Origin of the sequence: Sphingopyxis solisilvae, from assembly GCF_015475875.1 — a bacterium.
Lineage (GTDB): Bacteria > Pseudomonadota > Alphaproteobacteria > Sphingomonadales > Sphingomonadaceae > Sphingopyxis > Sphingopyxis solisilvae.
In genome coordinates, this window is sequence record NZ_JADKYM010000015.1 from 17,388 (window position 1) to 42,068 (window position 24,681).

The window sequence follows — 24,681 nt, forward strand, 5'->3', positions numbered from 1 at the left end:
AACCGGGGCGGCGCGAGCGGCCGCCGCCGGTCACTCCGCCGGTTGCGGCGTGCCATCGCCGATCGGGCGGGTGTCGTCGCCGTGCCGATAGGTGAGCAGGTTGCGCGAGAAGAAGCGGCCAAGACGCTTTTCGATGCTGTCGGCGAGGCTGAAGCCCGCCGGCACGATCAGCAAGGTGAGCAGCGTCGACAGGATCAGCCCGCCGATCACGACCACCCCCATCGGCGCGCGCCATGCGCCGTCGCCCGACAGCGAGATTGCCGTCGGCACCATGCCCGCGACCATCGCGACCGTTGTCATGACGATCGGCTGTGCGCGTTTGCGCCCGGCATCGAGCAGCGCGGCCATCTTGCTCACGCCCTGGTCCATTTCCTCGATCGCGAAATCGACGAGCAGGATCGAGTTCTTGGCAACAATGCCGAGCAGCATCAAAAGTCCGATATAGACCGGCATTGAAATTTCCATGCCCGTCACCGCCAGCCCCAGTAGCCCGCCGAGCGGCGCGAGCAGCAGCGACGACATGTTGACCAGCGGCGACAGGAAGCGGCGATACAGCAGAACCAGAGTCGCAAACACCAGCAGCAGACCCGACACCACCGCGATCAGGAAGTTGGTGATCAGTTCGGCCTGCCATTTGGCGTCACCCTGAACGACCTTGCGGATACCCTGCGGCATGGTTTTAACCGCCGGCAGTTCGTTGATCTTTTTCTGGGCATCGCCAGTGACCAGCCCCGGTGCCAGATCGGCACCGATGACGATACGGCGGGTCTGGTTGTACCGGCGCAATTCGGTCGGACCGGCGCCGAACGAAATTTCGGCCACGGATTTCAACGGCACGGTGGTACCGCGCGATGTCGGGACCGGCAGATTTTCGATCGTCGCCAGGCTGCGCCGCGAATCTTCGGACAACAGCACCCGGATCGGGATCTGGCGGTCGGAAAGCGAGAATTTCGCCGCATTCTGGTCGATGTCGCCCAGTGTCGCGATGCGGATCGTCTGGCTGAGCGCGGCGGTTGTCACGCCGAGTTCGGCGGCCAGATCCATCCGCGGATTGACGATGATTTCGGGGCGCGGAATGTCGCCCTCGACCCGCGGCGCGCGGAGTTCCTTGAGCCCGCCCATCTGCGCGACGATCGTGCGCGCATGCTTGTCCAATGCGACCGGATCGTCGCCGCCGATCACCATCGTGATGTCGCGGCCCGAAAAGCCGCCCGACTGGCTCTGGAAATTCACCCGCGCGTCCGGGATCGCCGCCAGTTTGGGTTGCAGGCTGCGTTCCCACTCGACGCTGGTCAGTTCGCGGTCTTTTTTCAGCGTGATGAACGCATTGCCGCCCCCGACATTCACGTCATAAAACGCGGTCTGCACAGCGGGGCTGTTGTCGAGCACGTCACCGATCTGGCGCGCGATGGTTTCGCTCTGCGCCAGCGTCGAACCCGGCGGCAGCGAATAGCGCACCTGGCTGTAATCGCTGTTCGTCGTCGGCTGGAACTGCTGCGGCAGGACCGCAAACAGGACGATGCTGGAGATAAAGGCCAGCAGGCCGATGCCGACAATCCAAACGCGGTGATCGTGTAGCCGCGCATAGGTGCGCTGGACCATGAACTTTGCCCAATGGGTATAGGCCCACTGGCGCATCCCCATCGCATAAAGCAAGGCGCCCAAAATGATCGCAAGCAGGCTGCTCGCCAGAAAAGTCCCGATCGCCATGATCGGCGTCTGCAACAGGAAGTAGAGCGCGGTGTTGGGGCCGTCCTGCCCTGCCGGGACCGGCTGAAAATAGGAAAATGTCATGAACACGACCGCGAGCCCTGCCAGCACCAGCGGCACCGCCAGGAAAGCGAGGCGGGTCGACGTGCCGTCGTAACGCGCCCGCACCGCCTGTTGCTTGGTGCTGTCCAATGTCCATTTCAACAGCCGTTCGTAACGGTCGATCCACGGACCCGACGCATGGTCCTGTTCGCCCTGCGCCGACAGGAAATAGGCGGCGATCATCGGGGTAATCATGCGCGCGACCGCCAGGCTGGCGAGCACGGCGAACACCACGGTCATCCCGAACTGGACGAAAAACTGTCCCGAAATGCCGGGCATCAGTGCGACGGGCAGGAACACCGCAACGATCGACATCGTCGTCGCGACCACCGCCAGCCCGATTTCGTCGGCGGCGTCGATCGACGCCTGATAGGCGGTTTTGCCCATTCGCATGTGCCGGACGATATTTTCGATCTCGACGATCGCGTCATCGACCAGCACCCCCGCGACCAGGCTGAGCGCGAGCAGCGACAGGCTGTTCAGCGAAAAGCCCATCAGGTCCATGAACCAGAAGGTCGGGATCGCAGACAGCGGGATTGCCAGCGCCGAAATCAGCGTCGCGCGCCAGTCGCGCAGGAACAGGAACACGACGATGACCGCGAGCACCGCGCCCTCGATCATCGCGGCCATCGAGCTGCGATATTGTTCCTTGGTGTAGTCGGTGCGGGTGAACAGGATCTTGAAGTCGACCTTGGGGTTCGCCTTTTTGATCTGTTCCAGTTTCTTCATCGTCTCGTCATGAACGGTGACGTCCGACGCGCCCTTCGCCTTTTCGATCGAAAAGCTCAGCACCTGGCGGCCCTTGATCTTCGCCAGATTGCGCTGTTCGGCAAAGCCGTCGGTCACCTTTGCCACGTCCGACAGGCGCACGGTGCGGCCGTTGCCGATCGACAGGCGCGTATTGCCCAATTCAAGCGCGTTCGCGGCGTTGCCCAGCACGCGGACGGCCTGTTCGCTACCCGCGATTTCGGTGCGCCCGCCCGCGGCGTTGACATTGGTCTGGCGCAGCTGCTGGTTCACCTGGCTGGCGGTGATGCCATAGCTTTGCATGCGCGCGGGATCGAGGATGACGCGGATTTCGCGGTTCACGCCGCCCGACCGGCGGACCTGGCTCATCCCCGGAATCGACAGCAATTCCTTGGCGACCGTATTGTCGACATACCAGGACAATTGTTCCAGCGTCATGTCCGACGCCTCGACCGCGAAATAGGTGATCGGGCCGCCGGCAATATCGACGCGGATGACCTGCGGCTCCAATATGCCGTCGGGCAGGTCGCTGCGAATCTGCGAAACCGCTTGGTTGACGTCGTTATAGGCGCGGTCGATCGGAGTACCAATGGCGAACTGCACCATCGTGCGGCTGCTGCCTTCGCCGACATAGGACGACATTTCGTCGACGCCGCTGACGCCGCGCACCGCCGCCTCGATCCGCTGCGTCACCTGGGTTTCCAGTTCCGACGGCGCGGCGCCCGGCTGAGCCACAATGACCTGGACCGCAGGAAATTCGATATCCGGATTGTCGTTGATGTCCATCCGGTTGAAGCTGACGACCCCGGCGAGCAGCAACAGCACGAACATCACGATCGGCGGCACCGGATTGCGGATGCACCAGGCGGAGATATTGCGAAAACTCATGGTTCAAACGCCTTTTGCGCGGATGCGATCCGGAACGATTACTGCGCCGATTTCTGGACGACCGGTTTGACCTTGTCGCCGACATTCAGGAAGGCGCCGGCGAGCACGACGACCCGTTCGTTGCCATTCAGGCCCGATGCGATCGAAACGCCCGCGTCGGTGGTTGTGCCAACCTTGACCGGCTTGCGCTGGACGGTGTCCTTGCTGTCGACGACCAGCACATAATTGCCCTCTGGCCCGCTCAGCACCGCGCTTTCGGGCAGCATCGGCGCTTCTTCGGTCCCCGACAAGAGCCGCGCATCGGCGAAGCCGCCGGGACGCAGCGCGCCGCTGTACGGCACCGCGATGCGAACCATGCCCTGACGCGTGTCGGGGTTGATGACCGGCGACACCTGCCACACCTGGCCTTCGATGTTCAGATTGGTGCCGACGGGCGTGATCGTCGCGCGCGTTCCGACGCGGACGCGCTGCAGATCGGCCTCCGCCATCTGCGCCAGCAATTCCATTTCGCCACCGCGCGCCATGCGGAACAATACGCCGCTGCCCGCCCCGACGATCTGGCCCGGCTCGACGCCGCGGGTCAGCACCAGCCCGGCGGCGGGCGCCACGATGTTCAGGCGGCCGTTGCGCGCCTGTGCCTCGGCATATTGCGCCTGCGCGACGCGAACGCGCGCGTTGGCGGCATCGCGGGTCGCGCGCTTGCGGTCCATGTCGGCCTTGGAAATGAAGCCGCGCGACACCAGCGCCTCGGCACGGGTGAGTTCGGCCTGCGCCAGATCGGCGTCGGCCTGGGCAACGCGGATCGATGCAGCCAGACTGGCCGCCTGCTGCGTCTGGACCGACCGGTCGATGACCGCCAACGGCTGCCCCGCGCCAACCCATTGGCCGGGTTCGACCAGCACGCGCACCACCTGTCCGCCCTCTCCGGCGACGCCGACGGGCATTTCGCGCCGCGCGGCGATCGTGCCGTTGGTCGAGATCGTCGACTGGACCGACTGGCGGCCCGGAACCACGACGGTGATGCTGGGCACCGATGCCGCCCCGCCCTTGCCGTCGGCACCCGCCGCGCCGCCCTTGTTCGACGTAAAGGCGTACCAGGCCGCGGCGAGCGCCAGCGCGATCAGCACAACCGCGATGATCAGACGCGTGCGCTTGCGGCGGCTTTCCGCCTCTTCATAAAAGCTCTGGGTCGAACCCGCGAGGCTGTCCATCGAATCCACTTTCCGCTCGTAGTTCACGCCGAATTCCTCCCTGCCTCTGGCGGCATGGCTTGCGGCAAGCGCGACAGCACTTTGCCCCCCAATTCCCGCTCGGCAGGACCGTTCATCCCGCACGAGGTGTATTACCTAATTAAATCACTGCTTGCAAGAGGCCAAAAAATGACCACGCCGCCCGCACCCCGGGCTGCGCTGCATAAGGAAAACGGTACAGGATTTCCAGTGCTTGCGGACATGAAAAAGGGCGGCCCGCCCTTCGGCGAACCACCCCTTGATCCGGTCCTGCAACAGCAGGACGTGGTTGTGCGGCTTTAGCGAACGCGGCCGCGACGCACCAGATTGACGATGCCGAGCAATACAACCGCGCCGATAAACGCGGTCAGCAGGGTCATCGGGTCAAAGGCATCGCCCCGCAAATGCCCGCCGCCCAGGAAGCGGCCGAACAGAAAACGCCCGAGGATAGAACCGACGCAACCGACGATGATGTTGAGGAAGATACCTTGCTGTGCATCGGTGCGCATCACGATGCTGGCCAGCCAGCCGATCACGCCGCCCATGATGAGTGCAATAATGAAGTCCATGCTCTTGACCCCCTACGTTCATTGGTATCGCCTGACCTGGCAGGCGCATTGTTGTTAACCCAGCTATTCCCGAACGCCTAGCAGAATGGCGACGGCGTCTGCGCACCGTCGCCATTCCGGATCGTCTCTAGCGGACGCTGCCGCGGCGGATCAGGTTGATGATGCCGAGCAGCACCACGGCGCCGATGAACGCCCACAGCAGCCCGACGGGGCTGAACGTATCGAGGCTGGCGCCCATGCCGAAGAAGCTGCCGAGGAAATTGCCGAGGAATGCGCCGACCACGCCGACAACAATATTCAGAATGATGCCCTGCTGCGCATCGGTGCGCATCACGATGCTGGCGAGCCAGCCGATGATGCCGCCAACGATCAACGTAATAATCAAGCCCATGATTTTTCCCTTCCTGAACCGCCGGGCAAACGCCGACACCCGGCTGAACCACAAACGTCCGGTCGCGCCCGAACATCGTTTCAACGATGCGGGGATAATGCGGAACGATGGGGAAAGGTTCCCGGCCGGCCCCAAAGAGCGCGGCCGGGAAAGTGGGATCAGTTCCAGATCGTAGAACTGTTCCGGGTCGCAACTGCGGCATTAAGCAGCCGCGCGCGACCCGGATGTGACGGTGGTCACACGCATGAAAAGAAATATGTAAAATTGTTCAGCGCGGGTGGGCGACAGCCAGTCCTCGCCCAAACGAAATGGGGGCCGACATCGCTGCCAACCCCCACTATCCGGTCCTGCTCCGCGTTTTGCCACCCCGCCTCATCCCGGTCCGCTTCTCTTGCGATCAGCAGCCCGCAAAACGAAACGTTGCGGCGCACGCCGGAACAATCCGGCGATGGTTTGGTCGGCCCCCTTTCGGGGGCCGGCCGCACCTGGAAAGCCCTTCATCATCTCTTCCGGCGTCCACCGAAGCGGTCGCTGTCCAAGCGATGGACTGCGTTTCCATACCCGGTCGGGTTCGCATCAACTCGTGGGAATCGCTACGTTCCGTGACCAGGCTATCGGTCGATTTCCTCGTAAGTCCGGTCCGTTCCCTTCTGGCTAGTCTTGCAACTACCCTTGATGTCCCGGCGGTCTTTCGTCTCTGTCGTCCGATGATTTGAAGCTGACATGAACTGGTCAGAGCGCCAACCGAAAAACGCCCGATTACCTCTTATGCGCGTCGGCTGCTGTGGATAAGTCCGGCATTAGCAACAAGCGGATTCGGTGCAGCATTTTTGTAACAAGGGTGCAGCATTTTCGGATTCGGATTTGGTTCGCGGCCGTCGTACTTCATCTGCCGAATCGGGGCGGCGAGTCGAAAAATCCGACTCACCCAAAGATTATGCCCGCCCCAAATCACCCTTCCCGATCGTCCCCGACGCCATTTCGAGCATCCGGTCGAGGCTCTTGCGCGCCGCAAGGCGCAGGCCTTCTTCCATCTCGATCTGCGGTTTCAGGTCGCGCAGCGCGAGGTAGAGTTTTTCCATCGTGTTGAGCGCCATGTACGGGCAGATGTTGCAGTTGCAGTTGCCGTCGGCGCCCGGCGCGCCGATGAAGGTCTTTTCGGGGATCGCCAGTTCCATCTGGTGGATGATGTGCGGCTCGGTCGCGACGATCAGCGTTTCGCCGGGGAAGGTCTTGGCAAATTGCAGGATGCCGCTGGTCGATCCCACATAATCGGCGTGATCGACGATATGCGGCGGGCATTCGGGGTGCGCCGCGACCGGCGCGCCGGGGTGCTGTGCCTTCAGCTTGATCAGCTCGGTTTCGCTGAACGCTTCATGGACGATGCACACGCCCGGCCACAGCAGCATCTCGCGGCCAAACTTGCGGTTGAGATAACCGCCAAGGTGGCGATCTGGGCCAAAGATGATCGGCTGGTTTTCAGGAATCTGACTGATGATCGTCTCGGCGCTCGACGAGGTGACGATGATGTCAGAGAGCGCCTTCACCGCCGCCGAGCAGTTGATGTAGGTCAGCGCGATATGGTCGGGGTGCTTTTCGCGAAAGCGCTTGAACTGTTCGGGCGGGCAACTGTCCTCCAGACTGCACCCCGCGTCCATGTCGGGCAGGATGACGATCTTTTCCGGCGACAGGATCTTGGCCGTCTCCGCCATGAACTTGACGCCGCAGAACGCAATCACGTCGGCGTCGGTTTCGGCCGCCTTTCGCGACAGCTCCAGCGAATCGCCGACAAAATCGGCGAGGTCCTGGATCTCCGGCTTCTGGTAATAATGCGCCAGGATCACCGCGTTGCGTTCTTTGCGCAGCCGTTCGATTTCAGCGCGCAGGTCGAGGCCCGAGAGATTCTCGCGGATGGGAGCAGTCATCGCTTTTCCTTATCTGGCTTTTGCCTTGCCTGTCCCCCTACACGCCCCCCCGCGGTAGGGCAATTCACACCGCGACTACGTGGGCGGCGGCGACGCAAAAGCAAGGCCGGACACCGCCGCGCCCGGATGGCCTGCCGTCACCCAGGCGTATAGAGCTGCCCCGGGCGGCGCGAAAGCGACAAGCCACGCGATCGGTACCGCCGCAACAATGCCCGCCATCCCCCACCACCATGCGGGATGAACAAAACCGTCACGGCGCCGGTCACGCAGCGCGCCGATGCCCGGAACGATCAAGCCGCACAGACAGGCAACGTCCCACGCATAGGGCGTCAACAGCGGCATGGGCAGCAGCCGGCCGAACGCCGGCCCCAGGATCGCCGCCGTTGCACAGACCTGAAGGCGCATGTGCCATTCGGGACGGCGGCGCAGACGGAAGGCCGCCGCAACGATGATCGCAAAGCACAGAATATTCGCCGGGTTAGCGATCAGAAAATACTGCGGCTGGAAAAAGAAAGGGGTCGTACCGCGCTGAATGACATCGACGGTTAGCCAGAAACCAAAAACTACCATCAGCAGCACCCATAATGCTGCAAGCTGCCCGAGTTTTCGGTGAAGTTCCGTCCGCTGGCGCTGGGCGAGCCAGCTTTGCGTCACGAAAATCGCAACCCAACCCATGAACACAAGTGCATGAACATGAACGAGCGGGCGGGCCGCGAAGGTCGACCGCCCCATCGCCCATTGCATGCCGAACCCCGCGACAATAACAATCGCCATTGCAGCGGCGCTCCGGAAATAGAAACCGTCGCTGCTCGCCGAACCTGCTGCAACGCGCGGCCTTTGCACCATGCTGGTCATTTCCAAATCCCCGATCCCTAGAGCTAGAGGGGGATAGCGGAGCTGTGATCGCACGCGAAGCCAGAATTTATCGTGGCGGCGAATTGGCGAACCGCGCTGTAACCTTCGCATCGATGCCCGCGGCCTTGAGCGGCATAGCAAAACTCTGCTCGATCGCGGCCCGCGCGGCGCCCTGCGCCAGCCGCATCGGGGTGGTCCCCTTCGCCTGTTTGATCAGTTCGTCCTGCGCCGCTTTGCGATTGGCGGTGTCGAGCGCCGCTTCGGCATCGGTCAAGGTCAACAGGATCGTCCCGTCGCGAAACTCGCTGATCGCGTCGATGTCGATTTCGGGACCGGCGAGGCGCAGCGGCGGCAGGGTGACGGTCAACGCATTGGTGGCCGCATCCCAGTCGAGATCCGACGGCTTGAGCTTGCCGAGATCGACCTCATACCGCACCGTTCCGGGCATGATGAGCGTCTTTTTGGCGCTCAGTCCCATGCGGCTTTGCGTCGAGGTCACCACCGCGACATAGCGCGCGGTGAACGGCACCAGCACATTCTGTTCCTGCAACCCTTGCAGGCTCGCGGCGACGACCGTTTCGGGGTCATAGCCCTTTTCCCAATCGCGCCACGCGCTGACCGCCCACCACACGGCGAGCAGCAGCATCGCCGCGGCGGCGAGCAGGATCAGGCGCCCGGTCAGGCGCGGCGGGCGGGCGGAGGGAGTCGTGGTCATGGCTCTGTATAGACCGAACAATCGGGCGCGGGGCGATCCATTTCGTAACGGCCCGTCGCATTGTTGAAGCGCAGCACGCGCTCGTAACTGCACTCGGGGTCCTTCCAATCGGCCAGATCGCTCGGTTTCAGCTTTTGCCCGCTATTGTCCTCGCTGCGCCGCGAGGTCTGCGGATAGGCGGTGGCAAAGCTGCGATAGGTCAGCGACGGCAGTTCGCCGCCTTCGTCGGGGCCGGGCTTCAGCACCGCCTTATACTCATATTCGTCGTGACAGGCACCGAGCCGGTCCTTGGCATCCTGCTCCGAGAAACAGGCGCGGATCATCAGCGCGCTGTCCCACCCGACATCGAGCACTTCGCCGCTGAGCCCGATCGCATGCGGCGCCATGCCAAAGCGCAGCAGGTGGAGGCGACTGCCCGTCCCGCCGCCGCCCGAATACATCGCGCGCTGTTCGCCGATCACCCCGACCAGCATCTCCAGCCCTTCGCCGCCGTCCGCCTCGTCGCCGCCGCGTACCCACACGGCGTTCGGCCACAGCCGCAGCGCCTGCGGCTCCCCGGCAATGGCGGGGAGCGGGAGGACGGTCTTTTCATCGTCACCCGACCCCGGAAACGAGACTGCGAGATTGGTCGGCAGCGCGTCGGATTCTCCGTCGTTTGGCAGCGCAAAACATATCTGCCCGTCGGGCAGGCAATGCGCGCCGTCATCCTTTGCGACCAGCTCGACCATGCGCGGACTGGAGGCAGGCGCGGTCTCGGCGGCAGGCTGCGCCGCGGCGAGCAGCATCGTCAAAAGCATGTCAGGCGAGTTCCCATTCGTCATTGCGCTCGCGCACCACGCCGCGCGCGCGCAGGTCGAACAGATGCGCGAGCACCGAGCGTCCGGCGGCGCCGGTCAGCCGCGGGTCTAGCCCCTTGTACATATGCGCGACCATCGCGGGGATGACCCGGGTGCCCTTTTCGAGCTCGCGCAGGATCTGCCGCTCGCGCTGCTTGCGATGCCCCAGCATGCCGCGAACGAGCTGCCGCGGCTTGGTCACCGCGGGGCCGTGCGCGGGATAATAGACGCGGTCGTCGCGGTCGTAGAGTTTCGACAGGCTGGCCATATAGGCCGCCATGTCGCCGTCGGGCGGGCTGACGACGCTGGTCGACCAGGCCATGACATGGTCGCCGGTGAACAGAGCGCCGCTTTCGACCAACGCGAAGCAGAGGTGGTTCGACGTGTGACCTGGGGTCGCGACCGCCTCGATCGTCCACCCGTCGCCCGATATGCGCTCGCCGTCGGCCAACACGCGGTCGGGCGCGTAATCGGGATCGAACGCCGAATCGGCGCGCGGGCCGTCGTCCGAAAGGGCCAGCGGCGCGCAGCCGATGATCGGCGCCCCGGTCGCCGCCTTGAGCGGCGCGGCAGCGGGGCTGTGGTCGCGGTGGGTGTGGGTGCAGAGGATCGCGGCGACGCGCTGCCCGCCGACCGCGCGCAGGATGGCGTCGACATGGCCGACGCCGTTCGCGTCGGCGGGATCGCCAACGCTCAAACCGCTGCCGGTGGGCCCCGGATCGATCACCGCCACATCGCTGCCCGCGCCGACGATCCACGTCTGGGTGCCGGTGAAGGTGTAGGGCGAAGGGTTCGGCGCCAGCACGCGGCGCACGAGCGGCTCATGCTGCTCGCAATCGCCGGCGCGGATGCTGTCGGGCCAGGGCTTGTCTTCGCTCATGGACGTCATGTGGCATTGACGGCAGCGGAACGAAAGGGGGCGCCAACGAAAAGGCTGCCGGGATCGGTTGGCGTAGGGTTTGCCCGCCTGCCATGGAGAAAGGCTACCGAATGCGTACCCTGGGTCAAATCACGACGCCGGATGGGTTTCACTTCACCGATAGACGGCCCAAGACTCGGTCGGGCAAGATCATCCTTCGCGTCTTCAGCAAGTTCGCCGCGAACGAGTTCGGCTCCCTCGGCGACACCTAAAGCTCGTCAGTCCCTCGCTGGTCGAACGCCTGACCGAGTGGCACCAGAAGCACTGAAGCAGATGGGGTCGGTGGACCTCATGCTGTCTGCCTACCGCCGTTGCCCATCACGCTCAATCCGGGGCTTTACCTTGCGGGCATATTCGACGAAATTGGCTTGGATGGCCTCGCTTACCTCCCGCAGCACTTCGGCAGGGTCATCATCCTCCTTCACCGGGAAAACAGTGAGCTTGTTGCCACCTTCCCCACGGTGACGAAACGTCCATTCTGCATCCCCGCGATAGTGGCGCACATCGAAGGCCGTGCTGAAACGATCCCCCCAGACAATATCTTCGATCAGATAGCTCGAGGTGATGTGAAGCTCGTAATAGCATTGCGTCTGCGATGCCGCGCGCCTCGCTTGGCGCTGTTTCGTCGTCTTCGCCTCTTCGGTTTCGGCATTGGTAATCACCGTGGTGCCCTGCGGCAGTCCGAGGCTGGTGACAGGGTCGGCGCGCATGATCGCGTCGATTTGCAGATCGATGCTTGCGATCGTTACGAACTGTTCGTCGGTGCTCTGCCCCAGATTCCCCGGAAACATCATTGATAGCCCTGGCGCAAGCCCGCTGCCGAAAGGCAGGCTGCTGAAATCCTGCGCCGCCCAGATGTGCAACTCGCAGTGCTCAGCATTGCTTTGCCCAGCGACCTCTGCCGAGCCTGACTGTGCCAATGCGGGGGCGGTGAGGCTGCCGGCTGCTACAAGGCTGAAAAGAATCTTTGCAAGAACACGACGAGTCACTTTGCCCCACCCCCGAACAACAAAACCGCCGGAGCGCGGACTCCAGCAACGCTGCTGTATCCGACATTTCCCAGATGACCACCAAATTCGGTTTCCACAGGATGAAATTGCATCGTACTCGCGGACAGCGTAATCTAATTGGGCTTCGCTGAACCTGACCATCGCCAATTTGCCTGCACCTGACGTGGGAGCCAGTGCTGAGCATAAAACCCACAAATTCGCGCGGATTGCAGGCCGCCCCCCAACCCGCCCCCACGAAAAAGGGAGCGGTTGCCCGCTCCCTTTCCCCGCCCCTGTCGCCAGCCCCACCGGGGAGCAAAGGCTGGCGCCAATTCGATTGTGGTCGCTGTGGCCCTATTCTTCCGGCTTTTCCATTTCGGCGATCGCCTTGTCGAGATCGGCGGCGACCTTGGCGCGGATGTCGTCGGACATGCCGCGCGCGCGTTCGCCCTCGACAAAGGCTTCGCGCGCTTTCTTGAGCGCCGACAGCCGCAAGGCCCGCCCCTCCGGGCCGCCATTGCACGCCATCATGACCACGCGGCTGTGCCGGTTTGCGTCGCCCTCCTCGCGGTTGACGATCGGGGCGGCGCGGCTGCCGTCGCTGCATTTGCCGATTACCATCGCCTTGCCGTCGGGCGTCTTCCACGCGCCGTGCGGCATCGGGGGCATCGGCGCCAGCACGGTGCGCATCCGTTCCTTGCGCTTTGCTTCCAGCTTGTCGGCGATCGCTTCGGCGCGCTTGCCGGTCACGCCCTGTTCCTTCAACGTCGCCAGCACATCGTCGCGCGACAGGCTGCCCGGCAGGCGGACGTCGATATGGCGCAGCTTGTCCTTGCTGTCGGCGGGCGCGAACATCACCGTCGGTGCCTTGCCATCACCCTGGCCGTCGCGGCGGATCACAATGCGATGCACCTCGCGCTTTTTGCCATCCTTGTCGGTCGTGGCCTGTTCGCTATGGTCGGTGAAGACCATGACACGGGGGGTATCGGAAGCGTCAGGCGCTTCGGACCGCAACGGCGCGGCCGGTGGAGCGGGAACGTCCGCCGTCTGTGCCCTTGCCGCGACGATCCCCGACGGCACCAGCGTCGCCGTCGTCGCCAGCACCGCCAGCGTGGCGGTGCCGATCAGCAAGCGCCCCGCCAGCCCGCGCTGTTTCGAAATATCCCTCCGCATCAACATCGTCAGCCTCTCCTGCAAATTATCGTGAACCGCCATCGGCGCCGCCAGCGACAACCGCGAGCCGACCGCGGCCTTGGCGATCGCCGTCGCATATCGCGCGGTGCGTTCGCCGCGGACTTCGTGGTCGGCCATGGTCAGCACCCGCGCGTCACACGCCGCCTCCTGGTCAAAACGAAAGGCGCGGATCGCCCGCCAGGCAAAGGGATTGAACCATTGCGACGCCAGCAGCACCAGCGCGGCGGCATTGGCCCACAAATCGCCGTAGCGGTGGTGCGACAGTTCATGGTCGATCGCCAGCGCCCGTTCGTCGGCAGCATAGCGGGCAAAGAAATCCTGCGGCACTGCGACAACCCGCCGCCACAATCCGAACGCCACCGGCCCGTCGACCGCATCGGTCATCACCAGCCGGATCGTGCCGATCGGTTCGAGTTCGACCGCCCCCGTCAGCACCGCGTCGCGAAAGCGGCGGTGCGACAATAGCGCCATCGCCAGCACCGCGGTCATCCCCATCGCCCACAGGGCGAACAGGAAGGGCATGGCGTCGGCGACTGCGAAGGGCGGCGACCATGCGGGCGCAGCGGCGACGTCTGGCACGGGCATATCGACCGCGATCAACATCGCCTCGCCGCCGATGACGGCGGGTTCGGGCGCCGCAACCGGCGCGGCGAAAGGCAGCGGCGGCAACACCAGCCGCAGCGCCGGAATCAGCCACAGGCTATAGGCGAGCCGCGGTCCGAAATGGCGGGCAAAGGGTTTGCGGATCAGCAGCACTGCCAGGACGAGCAGCGCGGTGGTGAGCATCGTGTCGCCCCACACCTGCATCCAGGTCGCGGCGCTCACGACTTGAGCTTTCGCAGCAAAGCTTCGATTTCGGCGATGTCGGTGTCCGACAGTGCCTCGCGATCGGCAAGATGCGCGATCAGGGGGCTGACGCGGCCACCGAACAGGCGGTCGACGAACCGCTGCGATTCCTCGCCGACGGCATCGGCGCGTTCGATCGCGGGACTGTAGAGGTAGCGGCGACCGTCAGCCTCGGCGTTCACTGCGCCTTTCTGGACCAGCCGTGCCAGCAGGGTCTTGACCGTCGCCTGCGTCCAGCCATTGGCCTTGCCGACGCGGGCGGTCAGGTCGGCCGCGGTTTGCGGGGCGTCGTCCCACAGGGCCGACAGCACCTGCATTTCCGACTCGCTTGCTCTTTCCGCCATTAGAACCCCTCCATTGGCGCCGTCCGTTTACAACGCGACTACAAATGTAGTCAAAGGGCTGAACGGTCGATGAACGAAACTGAACACCCGCACATTCCCGTCATTCCGGTGAACCCGAGGCCACCGATGTTATAACTCGGCTGGCGTCGGGTTGCTGGTTGTCGTTCACAAAGTCAAGAATGCCCATCAGCGACCCGTGGAGGGTGGCATGAACCTCCCCGCGCTTGGCGCCGGGATGTAGAACGATCTTGCCGACGAGCGAGCGAATGCCGCTGGAAGCATCGAGCTGAGTTTCCGGGTCTTCGAGTGTTTCGGTGAGCCGCGCGACCTTAGCCTTGTAGATTTCAGCAACACCCGGATGAATGTCGGGAATGTTTTGCGGCGCCTCGGCCAGCCGTGCGGCAATCTCCTCCTTTACTTGTTCTAGTTCGGCCATGCGGGCCTTCATGCTGGGTTGGTAGAGGCCGTCCTCGATTGCCGCCATGATGCCCGCGACCGCGCGGTCGATCTTTGCCAGCGCACGGACATCAGCATCGGCCTGAATGCGGCGCTCACGGTTCTCGCCATTGATATGCGCCACATAGGCAGCCACCGCTGCGTCGATCTTGTCCGCCGAAACAAGTCTATCGGCGATACCAGCCAGCGCGCGACGTTCCAGCTCCGCACGCCGGATTGTGCGGCCATTCGTGCAGGAATGGCCGCGATGGCGACCTACACAGCCGTAACGCTCTCCGACGACGAGGGCATATGTCCCGCCGCAAACGCCGCATTCGAGCAGGCCGGACAGCAGATAGGCGGGCCGCCGCGTCTGATGCAGCGAACGGGCCTGTGCAGCTTGCTTGATGCCGACATATCGGTCGGCAACGATCTCCTGCTGGCGCTTCACCGCAGACCATAGCTCGTCGCTGATGATGCGCAGTTCCGGCACCGCATTGCGGATCCACTCGGACTCAGGATTGAGGCGCATGACTTCCTTGCCAGTGCTGGGATCTTTCACGCTGTGCTTATGGTTCCAGACGCGGACCCCGACGTACATCTCATTGTTGAGGATGCCGGTTCCGCGACGGACGTCGCCACGAATGCTGGTGTCGCGCCACGCCTTTCCCGCAGGTCCGGCAACGCCGTCGGCATTGAGATCGCGCGCAATCGCAAGCGGGCTTTTTCCCGCGGCAAACTCGCGAAAGATGCGCTCGACGATCAGCGCCTGCGCCGGGTCGATCTCACGCTCGCCGCGCACCAACTCACCTTCGCTGCTCAGCCGTCGGACCATCCGGTAGCCATAGCCCACGGCGCCCGCCGAAAAGCCCTTCTCGACCCGCCCGCGCAGACCGCGATGCGTTTTCTTGGCGAGGTCTTTCAGGAACAGCGCGTTCATCGTTCCCTTGAGACCGACATGCAGCTCGGAGATTTCACCCTCGGCGAGCGTGACCAGCGGGACGCGCGCAAACTGGAGATGCTTGAACAGCGTCGCCACATCGGCCTGGTCGCGCGAAACGCGATCCAGCGCCTCTGCGACGACGATATCGAACTTGCCCGCCTGTGCGTCGGCAACCATCCGTTGGACCCCAGGCCGCAGGATCAGGCTAGCGCCGGTGATTGCCGCGTCCTGATAGGTCGTGGCAATCTCCCAGCCCTCGCGCGCCGCGCGTTCGCGGCAGAGAGCGAGCTGATCTCCAATCGATGCCGCATTCTGCTGGTCGGAGGAATAGCGGGCGTAAAGCGCAGCGCGGATCATCACATCTTCCTTTGCAATGGCGGGACAAACGCCCGCCCAGCCGGTTTAGACAGTGTCGCGCGCGATGACCTTAGGGTCAACGCTCGGGCGGCCGCGCATTTTCTGCAAACGACTCATTGTCATTCGCCGCTTCGCGGGCGCGGATATGTTCCCGAGCGATATGCCGCCCAATGGCCCGTGCGATGCGGGTTAGCGCCGCATCGACCTGCGCCGCGCGCAGGACCGGCTCATTGTCGTTTGCCGCAACGCATCCGGGTTCGGGCCGCGCGTCACCCTCTTGCATGGCCGCGTCCACCATTGGCGTCGCCATTGTCATTATCGGCGCGGTAAGCGGGCGGATCGGCGATCCACCGATCGACGGCGGACTCGTGCCAGCCCGCACCGTGAATGCTGATCTTGACCTGTGACGGGAACGTGCCCTCTGCAATCTTGCGATAGAGAGTCGACCGGGACAATCCGGTGCGGGCAAGGACGGTGCGGAGGCGGATGATTTTCTCTGGTTCGGGCATAGGGTCTATTCCATCGACTGGCAGTGGTTGGGCTCCCTTGGGAGAAAGATGGCAACAGCCGAAAACCGGCGCAAGAGTGCCAAAAATGGCACCATCGGCCGCTGGCAGCCTCTGTCGTCCTCTGTCGTTTCTTGACGTACATTGGTGTCGCGAAATATTTTTCCCATACGGTCCCGACGACACGCTTAGTGCCAGACTTTGGCACCGTCCTGACGCTGTGCGCCGCGCCAGCGATGATGCGACTCGGGCAATTGTGTTCTGGACATGAGTCCGCGCAGATGGGTCGTTTCCTGCCGAAGACGGACGTGTCACTGGAATCACGCCCGCGTCCCCGATCGAAGCGGGCAAAGTCCAGAACGTGCAGGTTGGAAAGCGAGCCTTGGCTGTCACGATATTCTCCACCGGCGCGATGATCGCTCGCGTTGCGCCCGAATGATGGAGCGCCGCACTCGGTTAGAAAACTAGCTCTCTGGGTTGTTTCAGAGCATTTTGAGGAATCTGGCGCCGAAATGTTCGACGCATCGCAGTCGCCGCGGCCAATCTCCGGCACACCGTCGAACCAGAGTCGCGATCAATGTCTGTCACACTCTGGCGAGTTCTGGTTTGCGCCCGATCGAAGCCATTCGCACTAGTTTTGGTTGTGCCTCGAAGCTGAAGTTTGGGCGCTCACAACGACAGACTCGTTGATCCGGTGCCTGAATTACAGATCCCGAATATCGGCGACAGCGGGTAAAGGACAGGTTAGTTGTCCCCAAGGCTGGTCATCGTCGCTCAGTGCCTCATCCCATCGGAGTATCACTGAATGAACGAAGTCCAACGGGGCGCGGGCCGCAAGCTGCTACTTATCCATGGTCTCGGCGGAAGCTGGCAATCATGGAGCACGATCATGGGGCCGCTCGCCGCCGAACGATCAGTGATCGCGATCGACCTTCCTGGCCATGGCGCGACCCCGGCGGAACATGACAGCGGGACCTTCGATGGTCTCGTCGGTAGCGTCGAGCGCTACATTGACGACAACGGACTGGACGGGATCGACGTAGTTGGTAGCTCGATGGGGGCGCGGATCGTGCTCGAGCTTGCTCGCCGTGGACGCGTCGGCAACGTCGTGGCACTTGATCCTGGCGGCTTTTGGCGCGGTTGGGAGCGCACCTTCTTCAAGATTACCATAGGAGTGTCGGGACGGTTGCTACGGGCAATCCGGCCCAGCCTCCGGTTGCTGAGCAAGAACGCTGCATCGCGCACCGCATTGCTGGCGCAGCTTTCCGCGCGTCCCTGGGCGCTCGATCCGAAGGTCGTTGCGACGGAATTGGCGACGCTGAGCACGACAGGGACATTCGACGCCTTGGTGCGTGACCTTGCGAGTGGTCCTGAGCAGATTGGTCCTGCCGCCGATCCCGCTCGTCGGATCGTGATCGGTTGGGGCCGACATGATCGGCTGTGTTTGCCAAGGCAGGCCGCGCGGGCGAAATTCGCCTTTCCCTCCGCCGAACTGCATTGGTTTGAGGCCAGCGGCCACTTTCCGATGTGGGATATGCCGGACGAGACTGTCGCCGTGATTCTTGCCGCGACACAATGACGTCGTTGGCAGGCCGCTTATCGTCGCTGGTAATGTCCGCTTTCTTAACCTCTCAACCGAAAGCTGCCTGACAACTATCGGCCATCCGCGGTCATCGTCGGCCCCGTATTCGCTGACCAAGAATGACCATTTTCAGCGAAATCGGTCATCCCCATGCAGGGTGATCTGCGGCTCTTTCATTTCTTTTTGGGGGGCTTGCTAGATTTGCTGGGTTTGAGGGACGGTGTGTTACCTGGTGTGGTTTTGTTGTCACGGCGACGCTGATCGGGTTTCCCTGTTGATTTTGCTACCGGCTTGGGTCCTGGCTTAAGTGCCATTGGCGCTCTCCTTTTCTTGTCTAAAACCAATGCTGCGCGCAACTTTTGTCTATGTTTTTGGGGCGGCGAGGTATTGCGTGACAATCCGCACGACTTAGGAATGAAGTCAAGGCTGAATGCCTTTCCCCGCCGGCTAGCAATCGCAGCACCAAGCCGAACAATCGGTCCGCAAACAATGCAGCTAGGTCGCCGCGGCGCGACCGAGATCCGAGAGGGTCTCCTATGCGAGCTCAAAGGGTTTGGCGTCCCGCCTGCGGCGGCCGCGCTCTATTTCGCTGCGCTCCACCGAGCCGCTGCTGCGCGCGTCTCGTCGGCTTCGCCGTGACGATCGCTGACGCGGGGCCGGAGCTTGGCTCCGGCCCTAAGGTCATCGCGCATTCGCGCGCTGGCGTTGGCCTCCGGCCGTGCGGGGTGGTCGTCGCTCTCCTCTGAGGCCCGCCCGGCAGGGCGCAACCCCTGCGGGTCCTCCATTGCATTTCGGCCTGCGGTGCGCCCTGCCTTCATGGCGGACCTCTCCGGTCGCTCTCGCCGCCCACCCCGCTCAGCCGGGGCTGCGGTGGTTTGGAACAGCAAAGGAGAAAGTCATCATGGAACTCAAGCATATCGACATCGCCAATCTCTCGGTTTCGTCCGCCAACATGCGCGGGATCACCAAGAAGCCGGATCTCACGAATATCCTCCCATCGATACGGGCGCGCGGCATTCTCGTGCCGTTGATCGTCCGGCCCGGTGCGGAGGACGGCAACTATGAGATCGTGGCAGGGAAACGGCGCTATTATGCGGCGCTGACGGTCGCCGAAGAGCAGGACGGCATCGACCCGCTGCCCTGTGCGGTCATGGCAGCAGGTGACGACGCGGCGGCGCTCGAAGCTTCGCTGATCGAGAACATCGCCCGTCTGGACCCTGACGAGGTGAACCGCTGCGAAGGGTTCACCCGACTTGTCCGCGAAGGCCGGAGCGTCGAGGCGATCGGCCTGACCTTCGGGCTGACCAGCTTGCAGGTCAAGCGGACCCTCGCCATCGGCAATCTGCTGCCTCGCATTCGCAACCTCTATCGGGCCGAGAAGATCGATGTCGTCACCATGCGGCATCTGACGCTGGCATCGAAGGCGCAGCAGCGTGAGTGGCTGGCGCTGGTCGATTGTCCCGAGAAACACGCCCCGACCGGTTCGCAGTTGAAGGCGTGGCTATTCGGCGGCAGCGCGATTGCTGCCAAGGTCGCGCTGTTCGACCTTGCCGATTACAAAGGTGAGATTGTGTCTGACCTGTTCGGCGAGGATCGCTATTTTGCCAGTGCAGACGATTTCTGGACGGCGCAGACCGCGGCGATCGAGGAACGGGCCGAAACCTATGGCGAGGCGGGCTGGTCCGAGGTCGTCATCATGGACCGCGGTGCCTACTTCAATTCGTGGGAGCATGACCGTTGCCCCAAGAAGAAGGGCGGCAAGGTCTTCGTGTCGATCAGCCATCGCGGCGAGGTCGCCTTCCACGAGGGCTATATCACCATGAAGGAAGCGCGGCAGCGGGCCAAGGGTGAGCTGGGTGCAGATGCGACCAAGCCAGTGCGTCCGGAGGTCAGTGCCGCGCTTGGCAACTATATCGATCTCCACCGCCATGCCGCCGTGCGCGCATCGATCTTGTCCGAACCGGGCGTGGCGCTGCGCTTGATGGTGGCCCATGCCATCGTCGGATCGCCGCTGTGGCGGGTAGATGTCGAACGGCAGCGCGCCGCGAGCGATGCCATCGCCGAAAGCATCGAGGTGTCGGCGAGCGAGGCGGCGTTCGATGCGAAGCGCCGGCAGGTGCTCGCCACGCTTGGCTTCGATCCCGAGACGCCCACCGTGGTTGGCGGCTATGACGGTGAGCATGGTCTTGCGGGCCTGTTCGTCCGCTTGGCAGCGCTGTCCGACGGTGATGTCATGAGCATCCTGCCCATCGTCATGGGTGAGACGCTTGCCGTTGGCAGCGCCGAGGTTGATTTGCTGGGCCAGTTGCTCGGCACCGACATGCGGGCCTGTTGGCAGGACGATGCGGTGTTGCCCGAACTGATCCGCGACAAGCAGTTGCTCGCCGCCATCGTCGGTGAGGTCGCAGGTGCCGAGGTTGCAAACGCCAATGCCGATGCCACGGCCAAGGTGCAGCGCGGGATCCTCGTTGATTGTCTCACCGGCAGCAATGGCCGGGAGAAGGTAGAGGGTTGGCTTCCCCGTTGGTTCGCTTTTCCGCCGACCGGCTACACGGAGCGCGGCGGCATCGGGTGCGTCGAGCGGTCCGAGCGCATCGCCCCGCTGTTCGTCCCGGCGGAGGTCGAAGAAGAACCGGAGATGCGCCATGCGGCCTGACCGCTTTCGGCAATCATCCTTGGGGGAGCAGCTCCGCTGGCTCCCCCCAATTTTGGCCCGGCGCAAAGCGCCGGGCATTCTGTCCTTGCCAAAGCGGGCGAACTTCCCGAAGATTCTCGGGAACATGCGGACTGATATCGATCATCTTCCTGCCGCGAAGCAGCGCGAGCTTGAGCGCATCGTCGAGATATTGTTCGATGAGTTCGGTCAGGCGACCGAGAACGCGATCGGGCGCCGCAAGGGCGCTCGCGTCCTCAAGATCATCCTGTTCGGCAGTCACGCGCGCGGCGATTGGGTCGATGCGCCGCTGTCGGCCAACCAGTATAAATCCGACTACGACATCCTTGTCATCGTCAGCCAGAAGGAACTGACCGACCGCGCTGCTTATTGGGCCAAGGCCGAGGAACGGCTCATTCGCGCCTATACGATCGAGAAGACCCTGCGCACCCCGGTCAATTTCATCGTCCATTCGCTGCACGAGGTGAACGACGGGCTGGCGCATGGCCGTGTCTTTTTCATGGAAGTCGCGAAAGATGGCGTCGCCATCTACGAAGCCGATGACAGAGAGCTGGCAACGCCGAAACCCAAGACCCCGCAGCAAGCGCTTGCAGCGGCGAAGGAATATTTCGAAGAGCATGTGGCGGGCGCTGCCGAATTTCTCGAAGGCTACAAATTCTACATGGGGAGAGAAAGCTGGAAGAAGGCCGCCTTCCTGCTGCATCAGGCGACTGAGAACATTTATTCCTGCGCGCTGCTAACGCTGACCTATTATGCGCCTTACAACCACAATATCGCCTTCCTGCGCTCGCTCGCAGAAGGGCTTGATCGCCGCCTCTATGGCATCTGGCCGGAGGACAACCACCGCGAGCGCGCGATGTTCCAGAAATTGAAGGAAGCCTACACCAAGGCTAGGTATTCAAAACATTACCGGATCAGCGAAGAGGAGTTGACCTGGCTCGGGGCGCGCGTCGAGGAACTGGGCCGTGTCGTGCATCAGGTCTGTTCGGAGCGCATCGCCGAATTGGAAGCATCCGCGCGCAAATAGATTTCCGCCCACAGGCTTGTCGAGATTCCGAGATTCTGGCATAGTCATGCCCACGGGATGGAGTGACTGGCGGTCATCCCGAGGATAATCCTGCCAGGCATCATGTAGGTTCGGCCATCACGGTCGGGCAGTTGCTGATCGCCGCAACAGCGGCCCAGCGGACACCGCTTGCACATCCGCGCATTAACGCGCGGACCGCCGCTGTGCGAGCTTACCATGACCACCTCACGGAACGACATTTATGCGCGCGAAGTCGTGATGGCACGCGTCGGCCATCTCATCCGCCGCAAGCAGCGCGAGATCGAACGGATCACGCGCATCCTGCGAAGTTTCTTCGATCCAAGTCAGGTGCAAGCACCCGAGCCGGGCCAGATAAAACGCATCATCCTGATCGGTACCTATGCCCGGCGATCTTGGTACGAAGACAGTCGGACGATCGACTTTTCCGATTACGAGTTCTGGATTGTCGTCAACCATCCGCTGTTTACCGACGAACGCTGCTGGCAACACGCCCGCGATGTCATCCGCCGCGAGCTTGGCGACCGCTGTGCGGTCGATCTGGAGATCTATTCCAAGTCTGACATCCGCGTCGCCAAGGCCGAGCGCGACACCTTCATCCTCGACCGGATTGAAGCGGGCATCACCCTCTACCGCGTCTCGCGTGACGCGCCGCTTGGTGCGCGCGACGGTGGGAGGTCGCGGCCATGACGCTCCAACCCCCTATGGTGGCGTTCCAGGCCAGGCTCCCCGCCGAACACGCGCGACTGCTTCGCTATTTCAACCGGCGGGTCGGTCGAGATGCAGCGCCCGACTTGGTGCAGGAAGTGTTCGCGCGGATGTTCGGCAGCGGAGCATTGGACAGGATTGATAATCCGCCCGCTTATCTGACCCGGATCGCGCGCAACCTGTTGATCGACCGCGCGCGCCACAAGAGGCGGGACTGCACCATCTTCTTTCCGCTCGACGAAAACCGCGACGCCGCGTCGCGCGCCGAACAGACATGGCGGATCGAGGCAGCGGACCTGCTGCGCCTCTACCGGCAGGCGGCTCGCGCCATGCCGCGGAAGACGCGCCGCGTGTTCGTGATGCACCGGCTACGCCGCATGACCTACAAACAGATCGCCGAGCAAGTCGGGATCAGCATTGCGACGGTGGAATATCACATGATGCGCGCGCTCGTGCTGTGCCGTGCGGCTGTCGCGGAGCAATCGTGATGCGCCTTCGCATTTGGCGACGGCGCGAACCGCCGCGTCGCCCATTGGCGGCACCCGACGATGCGCGCATCGCACGTGCCGAAGCCGCCATCGCCCGGTTGCCGGAACTCACGCGCGAGGTATTCTTCCTGCACCGCTTCGAGGACTTAAGCTACGAGCGCATTGCGCGGCGCCTCGATATCGACGTCAAGGAGGTCGAGGGCCATATAGCGGCGACGCTGATCGCGTTGCGCCGCGCGCTGAAAGAATTTGACTAGCTGCGCGGCTGCGCCGTCGTGCGACCGCCGCGCAGAGCAGTGAACCGGCCATGATCTCAACAAGACCGGAGTATTTCGGTGTGAGCGAGCACTAACTCTTCTTGTCTCCGCTCCTGTCGCCACCCTTCATGCTTGCACGTTGTTCGTCCCAACGGCGTCGCTCGGCCTCGCGGTCATCGGCATCATAGGTTTCGACGCGAAGGCGGCGAGACCCAATGACGCTACGCAACGCGTCTGTCATTTCTTTCAGCCGCCGCGCCACATCGTCGATCGAGTAAATCTGGAAGTGCGAATGTCCGTCGACGCTCTCGACGCGCAACTTGTCACTGAAGGAGAAGGCGCGCCCATCGAGGCTTTGAAAGGCGATCGCGATCTGGAACTCGGCAGGAACGTCATCCTGAAAAAGATCTGGCCCCATACCCAAGTCAAACTTCAGAACCTCGTGCGGACGCAGGAATTTGAGATCACGAAGTATCTTCGAGTTGTCGAGACCGAACGGGTTTGGCCAATCGGTGAGCTTACTAATCGATGCGGTCACGCCCATCGCGGCAGCGCCAGACAAATTGGCGACGTGCAGCTGCACGATATTCGAATGAACTTCATTCACGCGCAGATATGCCACGACGCGTGGCTCGCTTGCCATGAGACGCGACTGCCGCGCCTCGCGCAGAAGATCGAACGTCGTCCACGCATAGAAACCGGTGACGAGCAACAGCGCCAAGGTAAAGATGGCGGTCACCCCGCCAGCGTTGTGGTTCAGATATTCAAGCATCAAATGTCCCGTATCTTGGAGCCCGTTTCGGCAATAGCGGCCATGTCGAAAGCTCGCTTCCCTTTTCTGATCCAAAGCGCAGAAGCTTGCGCGCCGTCGTCGCTGCGGAGCTTGTCAGCCATCCACAAGAAAGCGCCGTAGAGCATGGCGCGATCGTCGTCGGCGAGTTCGACGAGTCCCGCCTTCACGACGAGGCCGCCCAGCTCGATCAGCTTCCGCGTGCGTTCGCGGCGCTTGATCTGCCACTCGCGCATGCCGGTCCGCGCCTTTGCCGCTTCAAGCCGATGCCGCATTGCGATCAGGCGCCGTGTCGTTCGCTGCGCCGCGATCAGTTCCCGCAGCAGCTTTCCGTTCGCCGCGCTGAAAGAACCCAGCGCCCGCCTTGCGCCAGCCCTCCTTCGCGTTTGTGTCTTTCGTCGCGACCGCACCGAGTAACGCGCCGGTCAGCAGTTCAGCATCGAGCGCATCGGCGCCGGTGGCAATGACGAGTTCGCCAAGCTGGCGAACGCGACGTTCCATGAGGGACTTCGCCTTGGCTTCGAGCGCCTTTAATTCCGAATCGATATCGCGGGGTTTGCGCATGTCGCATCTCCAAGTTGGGGTGATGTCCCCATCATAAAGACGCGCATCCCAATGCGCAGCAAGGTCGTCGGGA

The 24,681-nt window shown here is 63.0% G+C and carries 24 protein-coding genes; 7 read left to right on the top strand and 17 right to left on the bottom strand.

Annotated elements, in window-relative coordinates:
- Positions 1-30: 30 nt before the first annotated feature.
- Positions 31-3,447, bottom strand: a complete 3,417-nt coding sequence (locus IR187_RS11490; RefSeq protein WP_194954751.1) for an efflux RND transporter permease subunit — start codon at positions 3,445-3,447, stop codon at positions 31-33.
- Positions 3,448-3,485: 38 nt separating this feature from the next.
- Positions 3,486-4,685 carry an efflux RND transporter periplasmic adaptor subunit gene (locus IR187_RS11495; protein WP_407699085.1) on the bottom strand — a complete coding sequence of 400 codons (1,200 nt, stop codon included), beginning with the start codon at positions 4,683-4,685 and terminating at the stop codon, positions 3,486-3,488.
- Positions 4,686-4,826: 141 nt separating this feature from the next.
- Here IR187_RS11495 and IR187_RS11500 point away from each other — a divergent pair, with 141 nt between their 5' ends.
- On the top strand, positions 4,827-4,979 hold the full coding sequence (locus IR187_RS11500) for a hypothetical protein (RefSeq protein ID WP_194954752.1): 153 nt from the start codon (positions 4,827-4,829) through the stop codon (positions 4,977-4,979).
- On the opposite strand, the gene IR187_RS11505 is transcribed toward IR187_RS11500, so the two are convergent.
- From IR187_RS11505 to IR187_RS11560, 12 genes are all read right to left on the bottom strand, one after another.
- Positions 4,976-5,245: a GlsB/YeaQ/YmgE family stress response membrane protein gene (locus tag IR187_RS11505; protein ID WP_194954753.1), complete on the bottom strand. Its 270-nt coding sequence runs from the start codon at positions 5,243-5,245 to the stop codon at positions 4,976-4,978. The two genes, IR187_RS11500 and IR187_RS11505, sit on opposite strands and share 4 nt — an antisense overlap.
- A 127-nt stretch (positions 5,246-5,372) precedes the next feature.
- A complete protein-coding gene (locus IR187_RS11510; RefSeq protein ID WP_194954754.1) occupies positions 5,373-5,636 on the bottom strand; it encodes a GlsB/YeaQ/YmgE family stress response membrane protein in 264 nt (87 codons plus the stop codon).
- Positions 5,637-6,571: 935 nt separating this feature from the next.
- The gene (gene nadA / locus IR187_RS11515) at positions 6,572-7,561 is read right to left on the bottom strand and encodes a quinolinate synthase NadA (protein ID WP_194954755.1); all 990 of its coding nucleotides are present in this window, start codon (positions 7,559-7,561) and stop codon (positions 6,572-6,574) included.
- A 75-nt stretch (positions 7,562-7,636) separates the two neighbouring features.
- Positions 7,637-8,416: a hypothetical protein gene (locus IR187_RS11520; RefSeq protein WP_228765864.1), complete on the bottom strand. Its 780-nt coding sequence runs from the start codon at positions 8,414-8,416 to the stop codon at positions 7,637-7,639.
- Between the two features lie 67 nt (positions 8,417-8,483).
- Positions 8,484-9,131: a DUF4230 domain-containing protein gene (locus tag IR187_RS11525; RefSeq protein ID WP_194954756.1), complete on the bottom strand. Its 648-nt coding sequence runs from the start codon at positions 9,129-9,131 to the stop codon at positions 8,484-8,486.
- Complete coding sequence (locus IR187_RS11530) at positions 9,128-9,952, bottom strand: hypothetical protein (RefSeq protein ID WP_194954757.1); 825 nt, start codon at positions 9,950-9,952, stop codon at positions 9,128-9,130. Before IR187_RS11530 ends, IR187_RS11525 begins: the two co-directional genes overlap by 4 nt.
- On the bottom strand, positions 9,930-10,847 hold the full coding sequence (locus IR187_RS11535; protein ID WP_194954758.1) for an MBL fold metallo-hydrolase: 918 nt from the start codon (positions 10,845-10,847) through the stop codon (positions 9,930-9,932). Before IR187_RS11535 ends, IR187_RS11530 begins: the two co-directional genes overlap by 23 nt.
- 341 nt (positions 10,848-11,188) lie before the next feature.
- Positions 11,189-11,875, bottom strand: a complete 687-nt coding sequence (locus IR187_RS11540) for a hypothetical protein (RefSeq protein ID WP_194954759.1) — start codon at positions 11,873-11,875, stop codon at positions 11,189-11,191.
- A gap of 354 nt (positions 11,876-12,229) precedes the next feature.
- Positions 12,230-13,894 (bottom strand): M56 family metallopeptidase, encoded by a 1,665-nt coding sequence (locus IR187_RS11545; protein ID WP_194954760.1) that lies wholly within the window; start codon positions 13,892-13,894, stop codon positions 12,230-12,232.
- Positions 13,891-14,259, bottom strand: a complete 369-nt coding sequence (locus IR187_RS11550; protein WP_194954761.1) for a BlaI/MecI/CopY family transcriptional regulator — start codon at positions 14,257-14,259, stop codon at positions 13,891-13,893. Before IR187_RS11550 ends, IR187_RS11545 begins: the two co-directional genes overlap by 4 nt.
- 100 nt (positions 14,260-14,359) lie before the next feature.
- The gene (locus IR187_RS11555) at positions 14,360-15,994 is read right to left on the bottom strand and encodes a recombinase family protein (RefSeq protein ID WP_194954762.1); all 1,635 of its coding nucleotides are present in this window, start codon (positions 15,992-15,994) and stop codon (positions 14,360-14,362) included.
- A gap of 269 nt (positions 15,995-16,263) precedes the next feature.
- Complete coding sequence (locus tag IR187_RS11560; protein ID WP_194954763.1) at positions 16,264-16,503, bottom strand: helix-turn-helix transcriptional regulator; 240 nt, start codon at positions 16,501-16,503, stop codon at positions 16,264-16,266.
- 802 nt (positions 16,504-17,305) lie between these two features.
- Here IR187_RS11560 and IR187_RS11565 point away from each other — a divergent pair.
- The 6 genes from IR187_RS11565 (at position 17,306) to IR187_RS11590 (ending at position 23,254) form a co-directional block, all read left to right on the top strand.
- Positions 17,306-18,079 carry an alpha/beta fold hydrolase gene (locus tag IR187_RS11565; RefSeq protein WP_194954764.1) on the top strand — a complete coding sequence of 258 codons (774 nt, stop codon included), beginning with the start codon at positions 17,306-17,308 and terminating at the stop codon, positions 18,077-18,079.
- A gap of 904 nt (positions 18,080-18,983) precedes the next feature.
- Positions 18,984-20,738, top strand: a complete 1,755-nt coding sequence (locus tag IR187_RS11570) for a ParB/RepB/Spo0J family partition protein (RefSeq protein ID WP_194954765.1) — start codon at positions 18,984-18,986, stop codon at positions 20,736-20,738.
- A 124-nt stretch (positions 20,739-20,862) separates the two neighbouring features.
- Positions 20,863-21,783 (top strand): nucleotidyltransferase domain-containing protein, encoded by a 921-nt coding sequence (locus IR187_RS11575; RefSeq protein WP_194954766.1) that lies wholly within the window; start codon positions 20,863-20,865, stop codon positions 21,781-21,783.
- Between the two features lie 168 nt (positions 21,784-21,951).
- A complete protein-coding gene (locus IR187_RS11580; RefSeq protein ID WP_228765866.1) occupies positions 21,952-22,491 on the top strand; it encodes a hypothetical protein in 540 nt (179 codons plus the stop codon).
- Positions 22,488-22,997, top strand: a complete 510-nt coding sequence (locus IR187_RS11585) for a sigma-70 family RNA polymerase sigma factor (protein WP_228765868.1) — start codon at positions 22,488-22,490, stop codon at positions 22,995-22,997. Before IR187_RS11580 ends, IR187_RS11585 begins: the two co-directional genes overlap by 4 nt.
- Before the next feature lie 44 nt (positions 22,998-23,041).
- A complete protein-coding gene (locus IR187_RS11590; RefSeq protein WP_194954767.1) occupies positions 23,042-23,254 on the top strand; it encodes a sigma factor-like helix-turn-helix DNA-binding protein in 213 nt (70 codons plus the stop codon).
- 91 nt (positions 23,255-23,345) lie between these two features.
- On the opposite strand, the gene IR187_RS11595 is transcribed toward IR187_RS11590, so the two are convergent.
- The 3 genes from IR187_RS11595 to IR187_RS11605 are packed head-to-tail and all read right to left on the bottom strand — an operon-like array spanning position 23,346 to position 24,608.
- Entirely contained in the window at positions 23,346-24,026 is a 681-nt protein-coding gene (locus tag IR187_RS11595) for a hypothetical protein (protein ID WP_194954768.1), read from the bottom strand.
- A complete protein-coding gene (locus IR187_RS11600) occupies positions 24,026-24,280 on the bottom strand; it encodes a conjugal transfer protein TraD (protein ID WP_194954769.1) in 255 nt (84 codons plus the stop codon). Before IR187_RS11600 ends, IR187_RS11595 begins: the two co-directional genes overlap by 1 nt.
- 22 nt (positions 24,281-24,302) lie before the next feature.
- Positions 24,303-24,608, bottom strand: coding sequence for a conjugal transfer protein TraD (locus IR187_RS11605; protein WP_194954770.1), 306 nt, complete (start codon positions 24,606-24,608; stop codon positions 24,303-24,305).
- Positions 24,609-24,681: the final 73 nt, after the last annotated feature.